The 21441-nt window shown below is 70.4% G+C and carries 22 protein-coding genes and 1 pseudogene; 9 read left to right on the forward strand and 14 right to left on the reverse strand.

Annotated features, from left to right (window positions below):
- Positions 1 to 44 precede the first annotated feature (44 nt).
- Complete coding sequence (locus G3I78_RS30235) at positions 45 to 1319, forward strand: ATP-binding protein (protein WP_164430255.1); 1275 nt, start codon at positions 45 to 47, stop codon at positions 1317 to 1319.
- Positions 1320 to 1384: 65 nt separating this feature from the next.
- Here G3I78_RS30235 and G3I78_RS30240 read toward each other — a convergent pair whose 3' ends face one another.
- Entirely contained in the window at positions 1385 to 1888 is a 504-nt protein-coding gene (locus G3I78_RS30240) for a GtrA family protein (RefSeq protein WP_164430256.1), read from the reverse strand.
- Between the two features lie 178 nt (positions 1889 to 2066).
- Between G3I78_RS30240 and G3I78_RS30245 the strand changes: the two genes are divergently transcribed.
- From G3I78_RS30245 to G3I78_RS30255, 3 genes are read left to right on the forward strand one after another with little or no spacing between them, the layout of a single operon-like run.
- On the forward strand, positions 2067 to 3206 hold the full coding sequence (locus G3I78_RS30245) for a 5-(carboxyamino)imidazole ribonucleotide synthase (protein ID WP_164430258.1): 1140 nt from the start codon (positions 2067 to 2069) through the stop codon (positions 3204 to 3206).
- Positions 3203 to 3724 (forward strand): 5-(carboxyamino)imidazole ribonucleotide mutase, encoded by a 522-nt coding sequence (purE, locus tag G3I78_RS30250; protein ID WP_203615706.1) that lies wholly within the window; start codon positions 3203 to 3205, stop codon positions 3722 to 3724. The genes G3I78_RS30245 and purE overlap by 4 nt, the downstream gene beginning before the upstream one ends.
- The gene (locus tag G3I78_RS30255; RefSeq protein WP_164430260.1) at positions 3721 to 4917 is read left to right on the forward strand and encodes a dipeptidase; all 1197 of its coding nucleotides are present in this window, start codon (positions 3721 to 3723) and stop codon (positions 4915 to 4917) included. Before purE ends, G3I78_RS30255 begins: the two co-directional genes overlap by 4 nt.
- Before the next feature lie 87 nt (positions 4918 to 5004).
- On the opposite strand, the gene G3I78_RS52925 is transcribed toward G3I78_RS30255, so the two are convergent.
- Entirely contained in the window at positions 5005 to 5634 is a 630-nt protein-coding gene (locus G3I78_RS52925; protein WP_203615707.1) for a response regulator transcription factor, read from the reverse strand.
- Positions 5635 to 5828: 194 nt separating this feature from the next.
- On the opposite strand from G3I78_RS52925, the gene G3I78_RS30265 reads away from it, so the two are divergent.
- Positions 5829 to 6950 carry a dipeptidase gene (locus G3I78_RS30265; RefSeq protein WP_164430262.1) on the forward strand — a complete coding sequence of 374 codons (1122 nt, stop codon included), beginning with the start codon at positions 5829 to 5831 and terminating at the stop codon, positions 6948 to 6950.
- A gap of 17 nt (positions 6951 to 6967) precedes the next feature.
- On the opposite strand, the gene G3I78_RS30270 is transcribed toward G3I78_RS30265, so the two are convergent.
- On the reverse strand, positions 6968 to 7351 hold the full coding sequence (locus G3I78_RS30270) for a VOC family protein (RefSeq protein WP_164430264.1): 384 nt from the start codon (positions 7349 to 7351) through the stop codon (positions 6968 to 6970).
- Between the two features lie 78 nt (positions 7352 to 7429).
- Positions 7430 to 7789, reverse strand: coding sequence for a VOC family protein (locus tag G3I78_RS30275; protein WP_164430266.1), 360 nt, complete (start codon positions 7787 to 7789; stop codon positions 7430 to 7432).
- Positions 7790 to 7907: 118 nt separating this feature from the next.
- Here G3I78_RS30275 and G3I78_RS30280 point away from each other — a divergent pair, with 118 nt between their 5' ends.
- A complete protein-coding gene (locus G3I78_RS30280; protein ID WP_164430268.1) occupies positions 7908 to 8411 on the forward strand; it encodes a CGNR zinc finger domain-containing protein in 504 nt (167 codons plus the stop codon).
- A 357-nt stretch (positions 8412 to 8768) separates the two neighbouring features.
- Here the strand turns inward: G3I78_RS30280 and G3I78_RS30285 are convergent, their stop codons facing one another.
- Positions 8769 to 10112: a UDP-glucose/GDP-mannose dehydrogenase family protein gene (locus tag G3I78_RS30285; RefSeq protein ID WP_164430270.1), complete on the reverse strand. Its 1344-nt coding sequence runs from the start codon at positions 10110 to 10112 to the stop codon at positions 8769 to 8771.
- 177 nt (positions 10113 to 10289) lie between these two features.
- Between G3I78_RS30285 and G3I78_RS30290 the strand changes: the two genes are divergently transcribed.
- On the forward strand, positions 10290 to 11447 hold the full coding sequence (locus tag G3I78_RS30290; RefSeq protein WP_164430272.1) for an acyl-CoA dehydrogenase family protein: 1158 nt from the start codon (positions 10290 to 10292) through the stop codon (positions 11445 to 11447).
- A gap of 122 nt (positions 11448 to 11569) precedes the next feature.
- Here G3I78_RS30290 and G3I78_RS30295 read toward each other — a convergent pair whose 3' ends face one another.
- The 6 genes and pseudogenes from G3I78_RS30295 to G3I78_RS30320 all read right to left on the reverse strand — a co-directional run bounded on the left by G3I78_RS30295 (position 11570) and on the right by G3I78_RS30320 (position 15097).
- Positions 11570 to 12037, reverse strand: a complete 468-nt coding sequence (locus G3I78_RS30295; protein WP_164430274.1) for a hypothetical protein — start codon at positions 12035 to 12037, stop codon at positions 11570 to 11572.
- Positions 12038 to 12156: 119 nt separating this feature from the next.
- Positions 12157 to 12249, reverse strand: a pseudogene (locus tag G3I78_RS52225) (DUF397 domain-containing protein); the annotation flags it as partial.
- Positions 12250 to 12627: 378 nt separating this feature from the next.
- Positions 12628 to 13479, reverse strand: coding sequence for a Scr1 family TA system antitoxin-like transcriptional regulator (locus G3I78_RS30305; protein WP_164430372.1), 852 nt, complete (start codon positions 13477 to 13479; stop codon positions 12628 to 12630).
- A 6-nt stretch (positions 13480 to 13485) separates the two neighbouring features.
- Positions 13486 to 14001, reverse strand: a complete 516-nt coding sequence (locus tag G3I78_RS30310) for a DUF6879 family protein (protein WP_164430374.1) — start codon at positions 13999 to 14001, stop codon at positions 13486 to 13488.
- Positions 13988 to 14215: a hypothetical protein gene (locus tag G3I78_RS30315; RefSeq protein ID WP_164430275.1), complete on the reverse strand. Its 228-nt coding sequence runs from the start codon at positions 14213 to 14215 to the stop codon at positions 13988 to 13990. The genes G3I78_RS30310 and G3I78_RS30315 overlap by 14 nt, the downstream gene beginning before the upstream one ends.
- 303 nt (positions 14216 to 14518) lie before the next feature.
- On the reverse strand, positions 14519 to 15097 hold the full coding sequence (locus tag G3I78_RS30320) for an acyl-CoA thioesterase (protein ID WP_164430276.1): 579 nt from the start codon (positions 15095 to 15097) through the stop codon (positions 14519 to 14521).
- Positions 15098 to 15215: 118 nt separating this feature from the next.
- Between G3I78_RS30320 and G3I78_RS30325 the strand changes: the two genes are divergently transcribed.
- The gene (locus G3I78_RS30325; protein WP_164430277.1) at positions 15216 to 16490 is read left to right on the forward strand and encodes an LCP family protein; all 1275 of its coding nucleotides are present in this window, start codon (positions 15216 to 15218) and stop codon (positions 16488 to 16490) included.
- Between the two features lie 70 nt (positions 16491 to 16560).
- On the opposite strand, the gene G3I78_RS30330 is transcribed toward G3I78_RS30325, so the two are convergent.
- A complete protein-coding gene (locus G3I78_RS30330) occupies positions 16561 to 16923 on the reverse strand; it encodes a four-helix bundle copper-binding protein (protein WP_164430278.1) in 363 nt (120 codons plus the stop codon).
- Between the two features lie 277 nt (positions 16924 to 17200).
- The gene (locus G3I78_RS30335; protein WP_164430279.1) at positions 17201 to 18661 is read right to left on the reverse strand and encodes an LCP family protein; all 1461 of its coding nucleotides are present in this window, start codon (positions 18659 to 18661) and stop codon (positions 17201 to 17203) included.
- 130 nt (positions 18662 to 18791) lie between these two features.
- On the opposite strand from G3I78_RS30335, the gene G3I78_RS30340 reads away from it, so the two are divergent.
- Entirely contained in the window at positions 18792 to 19820 is a 1029-nt protein-coding gene (locus tag G3I78_RS30340) for a glycosyltransferase family 2 protein (protein ID WP_164430280.1), read from the forward strand.
- 6 nt (positions 19821 to 19826) lie between these two features.
- Here the strand turns inward: G3I78_RS30340 and G3I78_RS30345 are convergent, their stop codons facing one another.
- Positions 19827 to 21371: an LCP family protein gene (locus G3I78_RS30345; RefSeq protein ID WP_164430377.1), complete on the reverse strand. Its 1545-nt coding sequence runs from the start codon at positions 21369 to 21371 to the stop codon at positions 19827 to 19829.
- Positions 21372 to 21441 lie beyond the last annotated feature (70 nt).

The following is a 21441-nucleotide window of genomic DNA, read 5'->3' on the forward strand; positions in this document are numbered from 1 at the left end:
CGGGTGCGCGACCGGTCTCCGTCGTGGGCTGAAGGGGCGCTGACGTGCGTCGTCGTCTCATTCAGTCCACGCTCGCCGTCGTGCTCGTCGTCATCGCCGTGTTCGGGGTCTCCCTCGTCATCGTCGAGACCCGGACCATCAGCAACAGCGCCCAGGAGCGGGTGGACTCCGAGGCCATCCGGCTGGCCGGCATCGTGGACAGCCGGCTGTTCGCCGCGGAGGACGTGACCGCGGAGATCCTGCGCGACCAGGTCGGCCCCGACCGCTACGCCGTGATCCGGATCGCCGGCGAGAAGCCGATCGAGGTCGGTTCCAAGCCGTCCGGCGAGGTCATCAGCTCCACCGAGACGGGCGAGGAGGGCGAGACGGTCACCGTGCAGGAGCCGCGCTCCTCGGTGACCCGCGAGGTCGGCCGTACGCTCCTGATCATCGGCCTGGTCGCGCTGCTCGCCGTGATCGCCGCGGTGCTCCTCGCGATCCGCCAGGCCAACAAGCTGGCCTCACCGCTCACCGACCTCGCCGAGACCGCGGAACGCCTCGGCTCCGGCGACCCCCGCCCCCGGCACAAGCGCTACGGCGTCCCCGAGCTGGACCGGGTCGCCGACGTCCTGGACTCCTCGGCCGAGCGCATCGCCCGCATGCTCACGGCGGAACGGCGCCTGGCCGCCGACGCCTCCCACCAGCTGCGGACACCGCTGACCGCGTTGTCGATGCGCCTGGAGGAGATCACCCTCACCGACGACCCGGACACGGTGAAGGAGGAGGCGAACGTCGCGCTCACCCAGGTCGAGCGGCTGACGGACGTCGTCGAGCGGCTGCTCACCAACTCCCGCGACCCGCGCGCCGGAAACGCCGTCACCTTCGACCTCGACGAGGTCATCCAGCAGCAGCTCGCCGAGTGGCGGCCCGCCTACCGCAGTGCGGGCCGGGCGATCGTCAGCTCCGGCAAACGGCACCTCACGGCCGTCGGCACCCCCGGCGCGGTCGCCCAGGTCCTGGCCGCGCTGATCGAGAACTCCCTCATGCACGGCGGCGGCACCGTCGCGCTGCGCACCCGCGTCACCGGCAACCAGGCCGTCATCGAGGTCACCGACGAGGGCCCCGGCGTCCCCGCCGACCTCGGCGCCCGCATCTTCGAGCGCACGATCAGCGGACGCAACTCCACGGGCATCGGCCTCGCGGTCGCCCGGGACCTCGCGGAGGCGGACGGCGGCCGCCTGGAGATGCTCCAGGCCCAGCCCCCGGTGTTCGGCCTGTTCTTGTCCCGCACCCCGCTCAAGGCGACGGCGCTGGACGACGACGAGCCGATGGTGCGGTGAGCCGCGCGGGCTGAGCGGGGAGGCCGGTCGGCGTGCGCGGGCCGATCGGCGTCCGTGCAGGAGGGTCAGAGAACCCGCTGCTTCGCCGGAGGCTCCTGCTCGGCCTCCTCCAGGAAGGACTCCGCGCTGGCCACGGCCTCCCGGGCCGGGAGGGTCTTGAAGACCCAGGTGCGGTAGGACCAGAAGCGGAACAGGGTCGCGATGCCGATGCCGAGGAACTTGAAGACGTTGCTCTGCAGCGGGCTGTCCCAGCCGAAGCCGTAGGTCGCCGCGTACAGGACGCCGTTCTCGATGACCAGGCCGACCACGCTGAACAGCAGGAACAGGGTCAGTTCCTTCGTACGCCCGCTCTTGTCGCGGTCGCGGTACGTGAAGTAACGGAACCCTATGTAGTTGAAGACGATCGCCACCACGGTGGCGACGATGCTCGCCCGGACCACCGGAAGCTCGGTGAGATGCCGGACGAGGTTGAAGACGACGAGGTTGACGAGGAGACCCGCTCCGCCGACCGCGCCGAACTTGGCGACCTCGCGGAAAATCCTTCGCAGCCCTGAGGAACCATGTCCCATGGTCGTACAGGCCCCCAGTCGGGTCGGTCAGTCGGGTGATTTCGTCAACTCAGCCATGCTAACCATCCCCCTTGCCCAATGCCTGTGGATGAACTCACACACTGGGAAACAAGCTGGTAAGAGGACCGGTAAGAGGCGCGGAATCCGGCCGCCGTGGCGTGACCGATACCCTGGGGTCGTGACGTTCCCGGTAGTCGGCATGGTCGGCGGTGGCCAGCTCGCTCGTATGACACACGAGGCAGGCATCCCGCTCGGCATCAGGTTCAAGCTCCTCAGTGACACCCCGCAGGACTCCGCGGCGCAGGTCGTGAGCGATGTCGTCATCGGCGACTATCGCGATCTCGACACGCTGCGGGAGTTCGCGCGCGGGTGCGATGTGATCACCTTCGATCACGAACACGTACCCACCGAGCACCTCCGGGCCCTGGAGGCGGACGGCATCCCCGTGCGCCCCGGCCCCGACGCGCTCGTGCACGCCCAGGACAAGGGCGTGATGCGGGCGCGGCTCGACGCGATCGGCGTGCCGTGCCCACGGCACCGGATCGTGAGCGACCCGGCGGATGTGGCCGTCTTCGCAGAGGAGGGCGACGGCTTCCCCGTCGTCCTCAAGACCGTCCGCGGCGGCTACGACGGCAAGGGCGTCTGGGTCGTCGACTCCGTCGAGGAGGCCGAGGACCCCTTCCGGGCCGGCGTGCCCGTCCTCGCCGAGGAGAAGGTCGACTACGTCCGCGAGCTGGCCGCCAACGTCGTACGCTCGCCGCACGGCCAGGCCGTCGCCTACCCGGTCGTCGAGTCCCAGCAGGTGAACGGCGTCTGCGACACGGTCATCGCGCCCGCCCCCGACCTGGACGAGTCCCTCGCCCTGCGGGCCGAGGAGATGGCCCTGTCGATCGCCAAGGAACTGGACGTCGTCGGCCACCTCGCCGTCGAGCTGTTCCAGACCCGCGACGGCCGCATCCTCGTCAACGAGCTCGCGATGCGCCCGCACAACTCCGGGCACTGGTCGATGGAGGGCGCGATCACCTCGCAGTTCGCCAACCACGTCCGGGCCGTCCTGGACCTCCCGCTCGGCGACCCGCGCCCCCGCGCCAAGTGGACCGTCATGGTCAACGTCCTCGGCGGCGACTTCCCCGACATGTACTCCGCGTACCTGCACTGCATGGCCCGCGACCCCAAGCTGAAGATCCACATGTACGGCAAGGACGTGAAGCCCGGCCGCAAGGTCGGCCACGTCAACACCTACGGCGACGACCTGGACGACGTTCTCGAACGCGCACGTCATGCTGCCGGCTACCTGAGAGGGACCATCACCGAATGAGCCCCGTTGTAGGCATCGTCATGGGGTCGGACTCCGACTGGCCCGTCATGGAGGCCGCCGCCCAGGCCCTCGACGAGTTCGAGATCGAGTACGAGGTCGACGTCGTCTCCGCGCACCGGATGCCGCGCGAGATGATCGCGTACGGCGAGCAGGCGGACGGGCGCGGGCTCAAGGTCATCATCGCGGGGGCGGGTGGCGCGGCCCACCTGCCGGGCATGCTCGCCTCCGTCACCCCGCTCCCCGTCATCGGTGTGCCGGTGCCGCTCAAGTACCTCGACGGCATGGACTCGTTGCTGTCGATCGTGCAGATGCCGGCCGGTGTGCCGGTCGCGACCGTCTCCGTCGCCGGGGCCCGCAACGCCGGACTGCTCGCGGCCCGGATCCTCGCCGCGCACGACGAGGAACTCCTCGGCCGGATGCGGGAGTTCCAGCAGGAGCTGAACGACCAGGCCACCGAGAAGGGCAAGCGCCTCAGGGCCAAGGTCGAGGGCTCCAACGGCTTCGGCTTCGGCAAGTGACGGCCACGGACCCGCTGGAGACGGCCCGGGAACTCCTCGCCGAGTTCCCGGTCGTCGACGGCCACAACGACCTCCCGTGGGCGCTGCGCGAACAGGTCCGCTACGACCTCGACGCCCGTGACATCGCCACCGACCAGTCGGCCCACCTGCACACCGACCTCGCCCGGCTGCGGGCCGGCGGCGTCGGCGCCCAGTACTGGTCGGTGTACGTCCGCTCGGACCTGCCCGACGCGGTGCCCGCGACACTGGAACAGATCGACTGCGTACGGCAGTTGCTCGCGCGGTACCCGCAGACGCTGGCCCCCGCGCTGACCGCCGCCGACATGGAGACGGCGCGCCGGGAAGGCCGTATCGCCTCCCTGATGGGCGCCGAAGGCGGCCACTCGATCGCCAACTCCCTTGCCACGCTGAGGGCGTTGTACACGCTCGGCGTCCGCTACATGACGCTCACCCACAACGACAACGTGGCCTGGGCGGACTCGGCGACCGACGAACCCGGTGTCGGGGGACTGTCGGCGTTCGGCCGCGAGGTCGTGCGGGAGATGAACCGCGAGGGCATGCTCGTCGACCTCTCCCATGTGGCGGCGACGACCATGCGGGACGCGCTGGACACGACGAGCGCGCCGGTGATCTTCTCGCACTCCTCGGCGCGGGCCGTCTGCGACCACCCGCGCAACGTCCCGGACGACGTGCTGGAGCGGCTGCCGTCCAACGGCGGTGTCGCGATGGTGACCTTCGTGCCGAAGTTCGTCCTCCAGGCCGCCGTCGACTGGACCGCCGCAGCCGACGAGAACATGCGCGAGCACGGCTTCCACCACCTCGCCACCACCCCCGAGGCGATGAAGGTCCACCGTGCCTTCGAGGAGCGGAACCCGCGCCCGGTCGCCACGGCCGCGACGGTCGCCGACCACCTCGACCACATGCGCGAGGTCGCGGGCGTCGACCACATCGGCATCGGCGGCGACTACGACGGCACGGCCTTCACCCCCGACGGCCCCGGCGACGTCTCCGGCTACCCGAACCTCATCGCCGAACTCCTGGACCGCGGCTGGTCGAAGCCCGACCTCGCCAAGCTGACCTGGCAGAACGCGGTACGGGTGCTGGGCGCGGCGGAGGACGTGGCCCGCGACCTTCAGGCCACCCGGGCGCCGTCCAACGCGACCCTCACCGAACTCGACGGCGCCACGGGCTGAGCGTCCAGGGCGGGGTGGTCGGTGCAGCCGTCGGCCCCGCCCCCGTACATCAGACACCGGTCGCGCAGCGGTTGAGGGGGCCGTTTCTCACCGTTGCCCTGGCCCGAACGACGGGCCCCGGCGAGCCCGGTCCATCCGGTAGCCGAGGCCGCGGACCGTGTGGATCAGGGAGCGGTCGTGGTCGTCGAGCTTGCGGCGCAGGGCGTGGACGTACGTCTCCACGATTCCGGAGTTCCCGGGGAACTCCGCGTGCCAGACCCGGTCGAGGATCTGGCTCTTGGTGACGACCTGGCCCGCGTTGGCCATCAGGTAGGCCAGCAGGTCGAACTCGCGGGACGCCAGCGGGATGCGGTGGCCGTCCCGGCGGACCTCGCGGGCGGCCGGGTCCAGGGTCAGGGGGCCGTTGCGCAGGAGTCCGGTGTCTTCGCGCTCGGTGCGGAGCAGGGCGTGGACGTCGTCGAGCGTCTCGGCGAGCGGGCGGTCGGTGAGCAGGAGCACCGGAGCGCGCGGGCCCAGGTCGGCGGAGTCCGGGAGCGCCGGGCACAGGACGACGAGATCGGGCCGTACGGTCCCGCCGATCCGGGCCGCGTACCGGCCGCGGTTCGCCGCGTAGACCTCCATGCCGAGTTCGCCGAGCGCCGCGATCAGCGGCTGGGCGCAGTGGTCGGCGTCCACGACGAGGATGCGTGGCGCCGTGCCGGGTCTGTGAACCTTCACATACTGGAGGACGTGGTTCCGGGCGGGTGCGTGCCCGGTCCGGAGGAATCAGGACCCCGGCGGCACTGTGATCTCGCCCACGGAGGCACCGGGCGGTACCCCCGAACGCCCCTCCCACCAGGAAGCCCCCCGCACCCCGTGCGACGGTGACCGTACTGCGATCACGACGTAGATCACGACGTACGGAGCCCGCCATGGCAGACCTCCAGGACGAACTGCACACCACGGCCGAGGTCGGCGCGCTCGACGACCTGCCCGACCCCTTCGAGCCCGGCCCGGAACCCCGTGTCCCGGTCTCCGACCCGGACACCAGCCCCCTGGAGCGCGCCCACGCCATCCTTGCCGCGCACCCCGTCGCCGACGGCTACAGCGGACTGCCGTGGGCCCTCAGACACCTGCCCTGGTTCGACCTGGAGCTCGGCGAGAGCGCGGTGGACACGGACGTGCCGCGGCTCAGGGAGGGGCACGTCGGCGCGCTGCTGTGGTCGCTGCACCTGCCCGAGGGGCTCGACGGGGACCGTGCCGTCGGCGCCACGCTGGAACAGCTCGACCTGGTGAAGACGGTCGTACGCAACCACCCCGAGGGCCTGCGCCTGGCCTGCACCGCCGGCCAGACCACCGACGCCCGCAACTGCGGCCGGGCCGCGGTGCTGCTCGGTCCCGCCGGAGCCGCCGCCCTCGGCGACTCGCTCGGCATCCTGCGCTCCCTGCACGCCCTCGGCCTGCGCGCCCTCACCCTGTCCGGGGCGACCTGGGCGAGCGAGACCGGGCTGACCCGGTTCGGCGAGGAGGTGCTGCGCGAGATGAACCGGCTCGGTGTCCTCGCCGACCTCTCCGGCGCCTCCGAGGACACCATCCGGCGGGCCCTCGCGGTCTCCAAGGCACCCGTGCTGTTCACCCGCTCCGCCGCCCGCGCCCTGCGCCCCCACCCGGCCAACCTCCCCGACGACCTGCTCACCGAGCTGGGCGCCGCCAAGGGGCTGTGCATGGTGCCGATGACCGCCGAGCAGACCGGGGCGACGGTCCGGGACGTCGCCGATCACCTCGATCACGTACGCCGGGTCGCGGGCCGTGAGTGCGTCGGCCTCTCCGGCACCTACGACGCCGGCACCGCGCATCCGCAGGAGCTCGGCGACGCCTCCTGCTACCCGCACCTGATCGCCGAGCTGCTGCGCCGCGGCTGGGACGAGGCCGACCTGGCGCTGCTGACCTGGGGCAACGTCCAGCGGGTGCTGCGCGGGTCCGACTTCACCGCACGGGCGGCGCAGCAGCGGCGGGAGCCGTCGACGGCGAAGATCGCGGAGCTGGACGGGTAGCGGGCCCCGGAAGGCTCCTACATCGGGTCGATCCGGCAGAGGCAGAACGGGTGCCCTGCCGGATCGGCGTACACCCGGAAGTCCTCCTTGTCCTCGGCGTGCAGCAGCCGCGCGCCCAGCTCCAGCACCTTCGCCTCGGCCGCGTCGATCTCCTCCCAGGTGGTCCCGGCGTCGAAGTCCAGGTGGAACTGCTGGGAGTTGCGGTCGGCGCGCGGCCACTCCGGCGGGGTGAGCCCGGGCGCGCTCTGGAAGGCCAGCCGGGGGCCGTCGGGGATGCGCAGGACGACCCAGTCGGGGTCCGCGTCCTCCGGGGTGCCGCCGAGCGCTCCGGCGTAGAAACGGGCGAGCGCGCGGGGGTCGGGGCAGTCGATCACTACGGAACGGAAGCGGGCGACGGTCACGGGGATCTCCTGATTCGGACGAGGGGCTCGGTGGTCGTGGGTGTCTCCGTGGGCGTGCTTTCGGCGGCCGTAGGCGTCTCAGCAGGCGCAGAGGCAGAACGGGTGCCCCGCCGGGTCCGCGTACACACGCCAGGTGCGGGAGCGGTCGCCGGTGTCGAGGGGCTTGGCGCCGAGTGCGAGGACCTGGGTCTCGGCCGCGTCCAGGTCCGGGACGGTCAGGTCCAGGTGGAACTGCTGCGAGGCGGTGGCCGAGGGCCACTGCGGGGGCTGGTGTCCGGGAGCGGCCTGGAACGCGAGCGCCTGTCCGCCCGGGACCTTGAGGTCCACCCAGTCGCCCTCGCCCTCGACGGAGCCGCCGAGGACACCGGCGTAGAAGTCGGCGAGCGCGCGGGGGTCGGGACAGTCCAGGACGACGACTCCCAGTTCGGCGATGGCCATGGCTTCCTCCTTGAAGCGCGGTTACCTGTACAAGCGAGTATCCAGTAACGGTTACCTCATGCTGGCTCATTGGGAGTAACGTCGCAAGGGAATTGACGAGAGTAGGTAGCGTGCAGCCATGAGTGAGCGATCGCCCGCGCCCGGAGGGCTGGCCCTGGTCGAGTCCCTGGTCAACACGGTGGACCTGGAGTCGGGCGCCGACTCGCTGGACACGGCGGAGGGCCGGGAGCGGTTCGGGCTCGGGCAGGACGAGGTGGCGGGGGCGCGGGAGCTGCGCGAGTCGCTGCGGGTGACCCTGCTGGCGCACGCCGGGCATCCCCCGCACACAGCGGTGACACCGCTGGGAGAACTGCTGGCGGCGGCCCCGCTGGTGCTCACGGTGACCGAGTCGGACGGCTCGGCCGCCCTCGCCGCCGCCGACGACCGCCCCCTCCTCTCCCGCGTCGCCGCCGCCGTCGCCGGGTCCCTGGTCGCCGGCACCTGGGACCGCCTCAAGGCCTGCGAGGCGGTGGACTGCCACTGGGCCTACTACGACCGCAGCCCGGCGGGACGGGGGCGGTGGTGCTCGATGCAGGTGTGCGGGGCGCGGGCGAAGATGCGGCGGTACCGGGCGAAGGGCTGAGGGATGTTCCCCCGCTCTCGATCTCGCGCAAGGCAGCCCGGATTCCTTGTCCCAGCTTCTGGAAAGCGGTTCCCCAAGTGTGGCGAGGATGTGGAGAATGGGTCTTGGACACCGTTCCGGCCGGCTGAGCCCCGGCCGGAACGGTGTCTACCTGACGAGCCGTCCCACGACCGCTGCCGCGTCGCCCGGCCGGGCAAGGGCCTCTACGTGTACGAGCTGCCCGTCGACCGCGACCGGCCGGTCGCGGAGCAGGTACGGCGGCTCGCCGCCCGCGTCCTGGCGGACGACCCCCGGGGGCTCGCCGACCGCGCGGGAAGCTGAACGCCGACGGAGAGCCGACCGCCGACCGCCGACCGCTCAGGCCGTGGGCCGCCCCATGGCCCGGTACGTCCACCCGGCCTTCCGCCACAGCACCGGGTCCAGCGCGTTCCGCCCGTCCAGGACCACCTTCGCCGCCGCGACCTCGCCGAGCGCCGCCGGGTCCAGCTCGCGGAACTCCCGCCACTCCGTGAGATGCAGTACGACGTCGGCGCCCCGTACGGCGTCCACGGCGGTGTCGGCGTAGCCCAGGGTCGGGAAGAGGCGGCGGGCGTTGGCCATGCCCTTCGGGTCGTAGACGGTGACCTGGCCGCCCTGGAGGTGGATCTGGCCGGCGACGTTCAGGGCGGGGGAGTCGCGGACGTCGTCCGAGTCGGGCTTGAAGGTGGCGCCGAGGACCGCGACGCGCTTGCCGAGGAACGGCCCGCCGCCCAGTATCTGCCGGGCCAGTTCGACCATCTGGCCGCGCTGGCGCATGTTGATCGAGTCGATCTCGCGCAGGAAGGTCAGCGCCTGGTCGGCGCCCAGCTCGCCCGCGCGCGCCATGAAGGCGCGGATGTCCTTCGGGAGGCAGCCGCCGCCGAAGCCGATCCCGGCCCGCAGGAACTTCCTGCCGATCCGGTCGTCGTACCCGATGGCCTCCGCGAGCTTCGCGACATCGCCGCCCGCGGCCTCGCAGACCTCCGCCATCGCGTTGATGAAGGAGATCTTCGTCGCGAGGAAGGAGTTCGCGGACGTCTTCACCAACTCGGCGGTCGGGAAGTCGGTCACCACGAACGGCGTGCTCTCGGCGAGCGGAGTGGCGTACACCTTGCGCAGCAGCTTCTCGGCGCGCTCGCTGCGCACACCGACCACGATCCGGTCCGGGTGCAGGGTGTCGTCCACCGCGAAGCCCTCGCGCAGGAACTCCGGGTTCCAGGCCAGCTCGGCGTCCTCCCCGGCGGGGGAGTTCTCGACGAGGTACCGGGCGAGGCGGTCGGCGGACCCGACGGGCACCGTCGACTTGCCGACGACCAGGGCCGGGCGGGTCAGGTGCGGAGCCAAGGACGCGATCGCGGAGTCGACGTACGACATGTCGCAGGCGTACTCGCCGTGCCGCTGAGGTGTGTTCACACAGACGAAGTGGACGTCACCGAAGGCGCCGACCTCTTCCCAGGACATGGTGAAGCGGAGCCGCCCGGTGGAGCCCTCGATCCCGGCGACATGCTTGCGCAGCAGGTCCTCCAGCCCCGGCTCGTACATCGGGACCTCGCCCCGCTGGAGCATCTCGATCTTCTCGGGGACGACATCGAGCCCCAGCACCTCGAACCCGAGCTCGGCCATGGCCGCGGCGTGCGTCGCGCCGAGGTAGCCGGTGCCGATCACGGTGATCTTGAGGCTCATGGGGTCTCCAGGGAGGTCTGCGGTCATGCGGTGCCCGAGCATAGTCGGGGCGTGTGACGGGCAACTTTCCCCCTGTCGCCAAGCTCACGTATCACTCCCGTGGGCGGGCCCCTAAAATTTGAGTTACTTAACGGTAATTAGCACAGGCACCGCAGCGTCCTTGGAGCGTGAGAGACCTTGGCCGGATCGGCTGATTTCGACCTGTACCGCCCGTCCGAGGAGCACGACATGCTCCGGGACGCCATCCGCTCGCTGGCGGAGGCGAAGATCGCGCCGTACGCCGCCGCGGTCGACGAGGAGGCCCGCTTCCCGCAGGAGGCGCTGGACGCCCTGGTCGCCAGCGACCTGCACGCCGTGCACGTCCCGGAGGAGTACGGCGGCGCGGGCGCCGACGCGCTGGCCACGGTGATCGTGATCGAGGAGGTCGCGCGCGTGTGCGTCTCGTCATCCCTGATCCCCGCGGTGAACAAGCTCGGCTCGCTCCCGGTGATCCTCTCCGGCTCCGAGGACCTGAAGAAGAAGTACATGACCCCGCTCGCCAAGGGCGACGCGATGTTCTCGTACGCCCTCTCCGAGCCGGACGCCGGCTCCGACGCGGCCGGCATGAAGACCAAGGCGGTCCGCGACGGCGACCACTGGATCCTCAACGGCGTGAAGCGCTGGATCACCAACGCGGGCGAGTCCGAGTACTACACGGTGATGGCCGTCACCGACCCCACCAAGCGCTCGAAGGGCATCTCCGCCTTCGTCGTCGAGAAGTCCGACGAGGGCGTCTCCTTCGGCGCCCCCGAGAAGAAGCTCGGCATCAAGGGCTCCCCGACCCGCGAGGTCTACTTCGACAACGTCCGCATCCCCGCCGACCGCATGATCGGCGACGAAGGCACCGGCTTCGCCACCGCGATGAAGACCCTGGACCACACCCGCATCACCATCGCCGCCCAGGCGCTCGGCGTCGCCCAGGGCGCCTTCGACTACGCCAAGGGCTACGTCCAGGAGCGCAAGCAGTTCGGCAAGGCCATCGCCGACTTCCAGGGCATCCAGTTCATGCTGGCCGACATGGCGATGAAGATCTCCGCCGCCCGCGCCCTGACCTACCAGGCCGCGGCCGCCTCCGAACGCCTCGACAAGGACCTCACCTTCCAGGGCGCCGCCGCCAAGTGCTTCGCCTCCGACGTGGCCATGGAGGTCACCACGGACGCGGTCCAGCTGCTGGGTGGGTACGGGTACACGCGGGACTATCCGGTGGAGCGGATGATGAGGGACGCCAAGATCACACAGATTTATGAGGGCACGAACCAAGTTCAGCGGATCGTGATGGCGCGGAACCTGCCGTAGCGAGTGAGCCGTTGAAGCGGACCCGGCCCGGGCGGGCCGGGTCCGCTTCGGTTCTGTCCACGTCACCGTACGAGGAGTTCACGCTGCTCCCCTCTGATCAGCCGAATGTGCCCGGGGTGCGATCACCTTACGGGGCAAGGCAGTTCGGGTCTCGAGCGATTCGGGGAGCAGATCACCACGGCCAGATGCAGGTAGGAGGGACGTTCCAGATAGAAGCCGTACGATACGTCGGCACCCGCATCCAGCCGTATGGCGGCGTCGCGGACAAGCAAGGCCGGCCGGCTCACGTCTCGGTCGTCCCCGGAGGCGAACCGATGCCCGTACTCGGCCGACCGCTCCCCGAGCCAGGCCGCAGCGTCCTTCGCCTCGTCCCATGTGCCGCGCACCAGAGCGCGGGGCTTGACGAGCCAGTACGCCGTCTCCAGCGGCGGTAGGTCGACGACCGGGAACTCGGCTGCCACCTCGCGGTAGCGCTGGATCAGTTCGGGTCTGCTTCCGGCCGGAGGAGGCTCAGGGTGCGGAGGGCGCCGCAACGCCTCTTGATCGAAACGCTCCTTGGGGCCGGCCCACAGATAGCCGTGATGGTGCACCAGAGCCTTTCACCGGGTGTCGAAGGACGGGGACGACAGGTCCCGGCTCGACGAGGAACCGGGACCTGAGGGAGGAGGCGGATCAGATCTTCAGACCGAACCGCGCCGGGTCGATCCCGGGTCACGCACCCCTCGCTGCAGGGGCCGCCGCACGCCTTCACGAAGGAGGCGCCGGCGATGTCGAGTGCGTACAGGTTGGTTCCGTCCAGCATCAGATACACCTTCCAGCTCAGCTGATCGCGGCCATGGCTGACCGCCGCCGCCCTTGTGGGCGGGAGTTCAAGAGCGGGGCCAGACGGCTGTGAGCAGAGGCCGTGGATCAGCGGAGGCGTTCACGGTTCGCTCGGGGCCCCAGGTCCGGCCGGAGTCATGAGAGACCCGAATGGTCATGAGCGGCCGGTCGGCTGAAAAGCGCGAGTCCGGTCGCTCGCTCACCATGAGTGGACCTGAGCTCTCGCGATCCGGCCGTGGCCGCCCTGCGACTTCTGCCTCTTCATACGCCGTCTCCACCGCTGATCGGTTCTCGGTGCAACGAACGTACGAAGCAGGCGAGTTGCCGATCCATGGACTTGCGCATGCTTGCGCGGCGATCACCCGATGGTGTCGATGGCGGCAGTGATGAGGGACCTGGCCTGTGCGCCGTACACGGCGATGGCGGACAACTCGGCGAACGTCCTCGCGTACTCAGCGATCTCGCCCGGTTGGGTGACGGTCAGATGCGCGGAGACGAGTTCGACGTTGACCTGTGCGTCGTCGTACATCGTGAACGACTCGACCGGCCATCCGGCTCCGCGTGGCGTACCGAGCGGGATGATGCCCAGGCTGACAGCGGGCAGCGAAGCGACCGAGATCAGATGGCCCAGTGCTCCGGCCATGGTGTCGCTGTCGCCGATGACCGTGCGCAGCACCCACTCCTCGACGAGCATGGCGAACCGGTGGTCGCCGGCGTGCAGGATGCGCTGCCGGTCCAGGCGGACGGCCACGGCGTCGTCGACGTCGTCGCGTACGTCTCGGAGGTGTGCCACGGTGCTCAGTACGGCGCGGGTGTAGGCGGCCGACTGCAGCAGGCCCGGGATCACCCAGGACTGGTAGACACGAAAGCGGCGGGTGCGCTCGAAGAGCGGTGCCACGGACTGCTGGACACGCCGGAGACCTGCCCGCTCCATGCGTCGCCACTGGACGTACGCGCCCTCTATGCCGCGTGCGGTGGCGATCAGGTCCGCGGTCTGGTTCTCGGCGGCACAGAGTGTGGTGTACGTCCGGATGTCCACGTCGGACGGGAGTGCGCGCCCGTTCTCCAGTCGCGAGCACTTCGACTCGTGCCAGTCGGCGCGCCTGGCCATCTCCCGTGCCGTGAGGCCGGCGTCCTTGCGGATCTCGCGAAGACGCCGGCCGAGGGCCTGCCGTGCCTGCTGCACACTGGATGACGTCACGCTGGAGATTGTGGATCAGGCCGGCCGGTAGTCCACATGCGGCACTGCCAGGGCCCAGACCGCTTCGAAGGCGTCGGCGCACAGTTTCACCACAGCCGGATCGTCGTTGAACTCCTCGTCGTCCGGTGCGAGTTCGCCGTCACCGGCGAAGTGGTGAAAGACCACTGAGCTGTCGTCGAAGAGCCAGAAGTCGTTGCCGGGCAGGGCCAACGCGGATGCGAGGCGGCGAGGCAGCCAGCGCACCTGTTCCCCCGCCTCCACGGTGGGGCCGGTCAGGTGGTGCTCGAACCGGATGTACTCGGAAACCGGCTCCGACACGATCCGAGCCCTGCGCACCTCGACGCCCTGATCCACGAGGTCGGCGATGAGACGTAGCCAAGGCCGACGCCCGGGGTCGCTCTCCGCAGGATTGTCCCGGACGCCGTTCTGCCAGTCGGTGAACCGGGGGTCTGAGCGCATGTATCCGTCGCGCATCTCCAGATGGACTGCGGAGCGCGTGCAGCGTCGCAGCCGGTCCTCAAGAGTCGGCACCGCCACCGCTCTTCACCTCCGGGAAGAACCGCACCATGCGCTGGGGAATCTCGATCACATCCTCGTGGTCCGGAAGGTCCAGCTGGGCGCGCCGGGCCGCGTCGACCACCTTCCACCCCTGCACCAGGTAGGTGCCCTTCTCGTCGTCGAGGTAGAGGGTGGGTGACTTGCCCTCCGGGCTCTCGGGATCCTGACCGAGTTTGATCAGAGCCATTGCTGCCTCCCGCTTGTCGGGCCTGTGCTCGATCTTGTGCCCGGCTCCAGGCCAGGGGCCAGGAACTTGCGAGAACTTGCGCGCGGACCGATCTCCCGCCCTCGTACTCAGTGCCCCGCGTCCGCCGTGTGTGAGAGAAAGACCGTCCAGGTGGTGGGTTCAAGGGTGGGGTGAGGGCCGCTGGGGTTCGGGCCCGTGTCGACCGCCGGGGTGGCTGGTCCCTCGCGGACGGTTCGTTCGGCCGCCGTGCCGGAATGCTGCTCTGGTTCGCGACGGGCGGATGAGAGCACTGCCCGAGGGGACTCAGTCCTCGAACCCCTCCGCCGCCCGCTTCTCCCGCAGCTCCATGATCGCCCGCCGGCGCGCCAGCCGGTGCGTGCGGCGGATCTGGGCCTCCTGGTAGCGCCGCTCGTCCTTCTCCGTCTCCGGCAGGACCGGCGGGACCCGGCGTGGCTTGCCGTCGGCGTCCACCGCCGCGAACACCAGGTAGGCCGAGCCCACCTGTGTCGCGGGCGTCGATTCGTTCCAGCGCTCGGCGAGGACCCGCACCCCGACCTCCATCGAGGTCCGGCCGGTCCAGTTGACCTGGGCCTTCACATGGACCAGGTCGCCCACCCGGACCGGCTCCAGGAACGCCATCTCGTCCATGGAGGCGGTGACGGCGGGCCCGCCGCTGTGCCGGCCGGCCACCGCGCCCGCCGCGTCGTCCACCAGCTTCATGATCACGCCGCCGTGCACGGTGCCGAGGAGGTTGGTGTCGGCCTGGGTCATGATGTGGCTCAGCGTGGTGCGGGACGCGGAGGTGGGCTTGCCCGGGATCTCCGGAGTGCCCGGTTGCGAGCGTTCCGACGTGCCTTCCGGGGCCGTGGCCTGGTCTGTCATGGCCTCCACCTTATGCCTGATGACAATCCGGGAATTTGTGTCAGCTTGGCAACAGCGCTGCCCTGATTTTCCGACGACCCTTGTATAGGGCACAGCAGGTACCTGCACACTGGGCCCCATGAACGATTGGCCCGAGGGATGGTCCGGCGACAACCGCGCCGACCGGTACGGACGCGGCAGCGCGAGCGCACAGCCCGAGAGCGCCCGCGTGATGCGGCAGGTCCGCCGCGGTCAGGCACCGCCGTACGGCGGCGGCGTGCCCCCGCAGCAGCAGTCGTACGTCAACGGCCAGGGCCATGGTGACTACGACGGCTACGACAGCGGCTACAACACCGGGCAGGTCTACGGCAGCCCCGGCGGCGGCGACCAGGGGGGACCCGGTGATCCGGTCCGCAGCCGGGGTCCGCGTCCCGCGCCGAACTGGCGCAAGCGGATCAAGTGGACCGCGATCGTCGTGATCACCGGGCTGGTCGTGACGACCGTCGGCACCTACTTCTGGGCCGATTCCAAGCTCAACCGCGAGGTCGACCTCTCCAAGGTCATCGACCGGCCCGAGCAGGGCGACGGCACCAACTACCTCATCGTCGGCTCCGACAGCCGCGCCGGGCTCTCCTCCGAGCAGAAGAAGCAGCTGCACACCGGCTCCGCCGAGGGCAAGCGCACCGACTCGATGATGATCCTGCACGTCGGCGGCAACGGCGACACCCTCGTCTCGCTGCCTCGTGACTCGGACGTGGAGATCCCGACCTTCGTGGGCTCCGAGTCCGGCAAGACCTACAAGGGCACCGGCCGGCACGTGAAGCTGAACGCCGCGTACGCCGAGGACGGGCCCGAACTGCTGGTGCGGACCGTCGAGTTCAACACCGGGCTGCGCATCGACCACTACGTCGAGATCGGCTTCGCGGGCTTCGCGAGCATCGTGGACGCGGTCGGCGGTGTCGAGATCGACATCGACAAGGGGTTCAAGGACAAGTACTCCGGCGCCGACTTCAAGGCGGGCAAGCAGACCCTCAACGGCGACCAGGCGCTCGCCTTCGTCCGTACCCGGCACGCGTTCGCCGCGTCCGACCTTCAGCGCACCAAGAACCAGCAGAAGTTCCTCGCGGCCCTCGCCCACCAGGTGGCCACCCCCGGCACGATCCTGAACCCCTTCAAGCTCTACCCGACGCTCGGCGCCGGCCTGGACTCGCTCATCGTCGACAAGGACATGGGCCTGTACGACCTGGGCTCCATGTTCTTCGCGATGAAGGGCGTCAACGGCGGCGACGGCACCTCGCTGAACATGCCGATCTCCGGGTCCAGCGGCGGCAACCTCGTCTGGGACAAGGCGAAGGTGAAGCAGCTGGTGCAGGAGCTGAACAACGACGAGAAGGTCACGGTCTCGGGCAACTGAGAGCGGCGGACGTGAGAAGGGCCGGTCCGGTGGACCGGCCCTTCTCGTGCGCCGGCGGGCGGCGGGGGTCTCACATCGCCATGCCCGCCGTCGTCCGGCAGGTCTCCGCACAGCGGCGACACGCCTCCGCGCAGCGCATCAGCTGGGGATCGTCCGGCATGGACATGCACGCCTCGGCGCACATCTCGCAGGCCTTGGCGCACATCGCGCACATCTCCGCCGACAGGGGCGAGCGGCGCATCATCATGTCCGCGCACATCCGGGTCAGGTCCGCGCAGTCCATGAGCGCGCGCATGACCCTCATCTGCGCCTGCCCGCCCATCTGCATGACGGAGCTCATGGTCTCCTCGCACACGCTGTGGCAGTCCATGCACGCCGCCACGCAGTCCTGCGTCTCCTTGCTCATCGCGGACATGCTCTCGGCCTGGGTCATGGCTCCTCCTGAGGGACGCGGGAGCCCGGGGCGGGCCCCGTCGCCTTCCGTCCTACGCCCGTCCGGCCCCGTCCGCCACGGGGCTGACACACATCGGGCGGAACCCGGCCGGAGCCTGGCTCAGCCTGGCTTCTCCCCACACCGGCGCCGAGCCGGCCCCCGCTCCGCTCGGCCCCGGTCCGTCAGCTCCTGGGCGCGGACAAACAGGAGCCGGCCGGCGACGCGGAGGGCGGCCGGCACAACCGCCGCCCGGCCGACCCCGGTCACCCGGTCCCCGCTACGCGCACCCCACCTCGTCCCCCGTGACCACCCCGGACTCCCCCTGGCTCTCGTCCTCGGCGCGTACCTTGCGGACCTTCTCGAAGTCCGTGCCCGCGATCACCTTCAGTACGGCGCCCTGGCCCTTGACGGCCCGCAGCTCGCTCCCGGGCAGGGCCGCCGCCAGTGAGCGGGCCGAGCGGTCCCAGCGGGGGTCGTAGGAGACGACCGTGCGTGTGACCGTGTGCTCGGTGGAGGTCGCCGGGTTGCCCGTCGTGCGGAATCCCGTGGACGCCAGCGCCGCGTCCACGCGCTTGCCGAGCCCGCCGGTCGCCGTGCCGTTCTCGACCTGGACGCGGATCTGCTGCGGGGCCACGGGGACGAGCAGCGCCTTGCTCTGCACCTTGTGCGCGGCCAGCGGCTGGTCCTCGCGCAGGGCCCCGAACAGCCGCGAGGACTTCACCGGGTCCCACTTCAGGGTCGAGCCGACGCCCTTGACGACGTATCCCATCTGACCGATCGGCACGGTCGTGAACTCCGACGACGAGGGGGAGAAGTTGCGCATCGCGCGGCCCAGGTCGAGCAGCTCGTCCGTGCCGAAGCCCTTGTCGGCGCGTACGGAGCCGAGGACGGCCCGGGTCACGTCGCGGAACTTCATGGGGTTCAGGAGGATGCCGGACGAGGTCGCCCGGTCGATCAGGGCCGCGAGGAACCGTTGCTGCCGCTTCATCCGGCCGAGGTCGGAGGACCCGTCGGCGTGCCGGGAGCGGACGTACTGGAGGGCCTGGCCGCCCATCAGCAGGTGGCGTCCCGCGGCCAGGTCGAGACCGGTGTAGGAGTCCTTCAGCGGGTCGGCGTTGCAGATCTCCACCCCGCCGAGGACGTCCACCGTCTTCATGAAGCTGGTGAAGTCGACCTCCAGATAGTGGTCGATCTTGACGTGGGTCATGGCCTCCACGGTCCTGACCGTCAGCTGCGGACCGCCCTCCGCGTACGCCGCGTTGATCTTGATGGGGTGTCCGTGGTGCCGTTCCCCCGTGGTCTCGTCGACGTGCGCGGGAGTCATCGCGTACGAGTCGCGCGGCAGGCTCACCACGCTGGCCCGCTCCCGGTCCTCCGAGATGTGCACGATCATGATCGTGTCGGTGCAGTGGCAGGGCGCCCCGCCGAGCCGGTACTTCTGCCGCTCTGCCTCGGTGATCTTGTCGCGGCCGTCGGTGCCGACCAGCAGGACGTTCATGCCGTGCCCGGCGCGCGGCCGGTTCTTCATGTCCTTGAACGGGTCCACGCGCGCGATGTCCGCGTCGAGGCTGGTCACCACCGCGTGCCCGATCCCGGCGGAGGCGAGCACCACCACGGACAGGGTGGTCGCCGCCCGCATGGCCCAGCGCGGGCGCTTGCGTCGTACGGGTGGCCGGGAGGGCCTGCGCTGCGGTGGGCGGGGGCGGGGGGCGGAGGATCTGGGCGGCGTGGCGGGCATGGGGGACACCTCCGCGAGAACAGCCGAACGAGGGATCCTGAGCACCGTAGGCCCATACGATCTGCCGCCCGGTGCACCGCCCCCGGCGGCGCGCAACGCTGTCCCCCGTTCGCGGTAACGTGAGCCCCCTATGAACGCCAAGCCCGACGTGCAGCTCCCCGCCGTGTCCGTGATCATGCCCGTCCTCGACGAGGAGCGGCATCTGCGCGGAGCCGTCCAAGCGATCCTCGCGCAGGAGTACGCCGGCGAGATGGAGGTCGTGATCGCCCTCGGTCCGTCCAAGGACCGTACGGACGAGATCGCCGCCGAGCTCGTGAGCGAAGACCCGCGCGTCCACACCGTCCCGAACCCCACCGGCCGCACCCCCGCCGCCCTCAACGCCGCGATCAAGGCCTCCCGCCACCCGATCGTCGTCCGCGTCGACGGGCACGGCATCCTCTCGCCGAACTACATCGCCACCGCCGTACGGCTCCTGGAGGAGACCGGCGCGCAGAACGTCGGCGGGATCATGCACGCCGAGGGCGAGAACGACTGGGAGCACGCGGTCGCCGCCGCCATGACCTCGAAGATCGGCGTGGGCAACGCGGCCTTCCACACCGGGGGAGCGGCCCAGCAGGCCGAGACCGTCTACCTCGGTGTCTTCCGGCGCGAGGCCCTGGAGCAACAGGGCGGCTACAACGAGGAGTTCATCCGCGCCCAGGACTGGGAGCTGAACTTCCGCATCCGTGAGGCGGGCGGGCTGATCTGGTTCTCGCCGGAGCTGAAGGTGTCGTACCGCCCGAGGCCGTCGGTGAAGGCCCTCGCCAAGCAGTACAAGGACTACGGCCGCTGGCGGCACGTCGTCGCCCGCTACCACGAGGGCTCCATCAACCTGCGCTACCTCGCCCCGCCGACCGCGGTGTGCGCCATCGCGGCCGGCATCGTGGTCGGCGCCGCGCTGACCCCGCTCGGCTTCGTGATCCCGGGCGGGTACCTCGCGGCGATCGTGCTGGGCTCGCTGCCCGCCGGCAAGGGGCTGCCGCTGAAGGCCCGCCTCCAGATCCCCGTGGCGCTCGCCACCATGCACATGTCGTGGGGCTACGGCTTTCTGACCAGCCCCCGTTCACTGGCGAAGCGGGTCATCGCCTCGCGGCGCCCGGCGGTGCTGAGCGAGGCGTGAGTCAGCTCACCAGGTGAACCCCGGGTTCACGTGCATACAGGCCGACTCGTCCGCCCCGTTGAGGGCTTCAGCCGTCTTCGGGGTGGTGTCGTCCTGCTTGGCCGCCTTGTACGCCGTACCCTCGCGCCAGTCGGCGCCCACGACGAGCGTGACCCCTGAGACATCGGTCGACTTCTTCACCGAACTCGTGGGAATCCCCAGGGACTTGGCGACCGCGAGGGCATCCGACTCCAGCTCCGCGCTCGGGTAGCGGACGAGCGTCTTCGCCTCGCTGAGGGACGCGGAGCGGTCGGAGGACGCCTTGGTGTAGCCCTTCTCCACCAGGAGCCCGGCGACCGTGCTCGCGCGGCCGCTCGCCGCGGCCAGGGTGTCGGTGCGGGTGCCGTTCTGGACCAGGACCCCGATCTCGTCCTTGTCCTCGGCGGCGGCGGGGGTGGCGGACGCCTCCGCGGTCTTCTGCGCGGTCGCCTTCTTCGCGTCCTTGCCGTCCAGCGCGATGTCCTCGCGCACCAGCCGGAACAGCTGCTCGGCGTCCTCGGTGGGCTCCACGCGGGCGCCGACGTAGCGGTTCGGCATGGTCGTCATCGTGATGCGGGACGGCTCGACCTTGCGCAGCTCGTTGCTGAGGTCGTAGAGCTTCTTGACGGTGCCGAGCCCCGAGTCGACGGTGATGGCCCTCGTGGCCTGCTCGGCGAGCTTGCGCAGCTTGTTCGGGCTGGAGAGGGTGGCGTTCTCGCGCAGCTCGCGGACCATCGAGTTCATGTACATGTGCTGGGCCTTGGCCCGGGCGAGGTCGCTGCCGTCCTCGAAGCCGTAGCGGGTGCGCAGCCACTGGAGCGCCTGCACGCCCTTGACCGGGTGCGTGCCCTTCTCCAGCTTCAGCCCCGAGCCGTGCCCCTGGCTGTCGCGCGAGTGGATGTTGGCGTCCACGCAGACCGGGACCCCGCCGATGGCGTCCGCCATGGAGACCACGCCCGAGAAGTCGACCATCATGAAGTGGTCGATGCGGATGCCGGTCAGCTCCTGCCAGGTGGCCACCGTGCAGCCGGGACCGCCGTGGCCGAGGCTCTGGTTGGTCATCACCCGGCCCTCGCTGGCCGCGTACACCTTGCCGTCGTCCGGGTCGGTGCACTTGGGGATCTTGACGAGGGTGTCGCGGGGCATGCTCACGACCGACAGGTTGGAGCGGTCGGCGGACAGGTGCAGCAGCATCTGCACATCCGCGAGCGGAGTGGAGCCGAAGGTCTCCCGGGCGCCGCCGAGTTCCTGGTTCTCCTTGCTGTCCCGCGCGTCCGAGCCGATGACCAGGATGTTCAGCGGGGTCTGCCCGGCCGCGTTCGGTGTCGGCCCGGCGACCTTGTTGTCGCCCAGGTTCAGGTCGTCCTGCTCGATGTTGGCGTTCAGGTGCCGGTAGTAGAGGTAGCCGGTCCCGGCCACCGCGAGTATCAGCACCGTGAGCGTGGCCGCGGACCATCTCAGCACCCGGTGCTTGCGCGGTGCCCGAGTGCTGCCCCCACCGTCCCCCGCGGTGTCCGGCGCGACGTCCTGCACCCTGTATTGCGTTGTCAACGTTCCCGTCCTCCCACCCCACCCACCCGGACCCGCACGCCATGCAGCGGGC

The organism is Streptomyces sp. SID13726 (genome assembly GCF_010548375.1).
Lineage (GTDB): Bacteria > Actinomycetota > Actinomycetes > Streptomycetales > Streptomycetaceae > Streptomyces.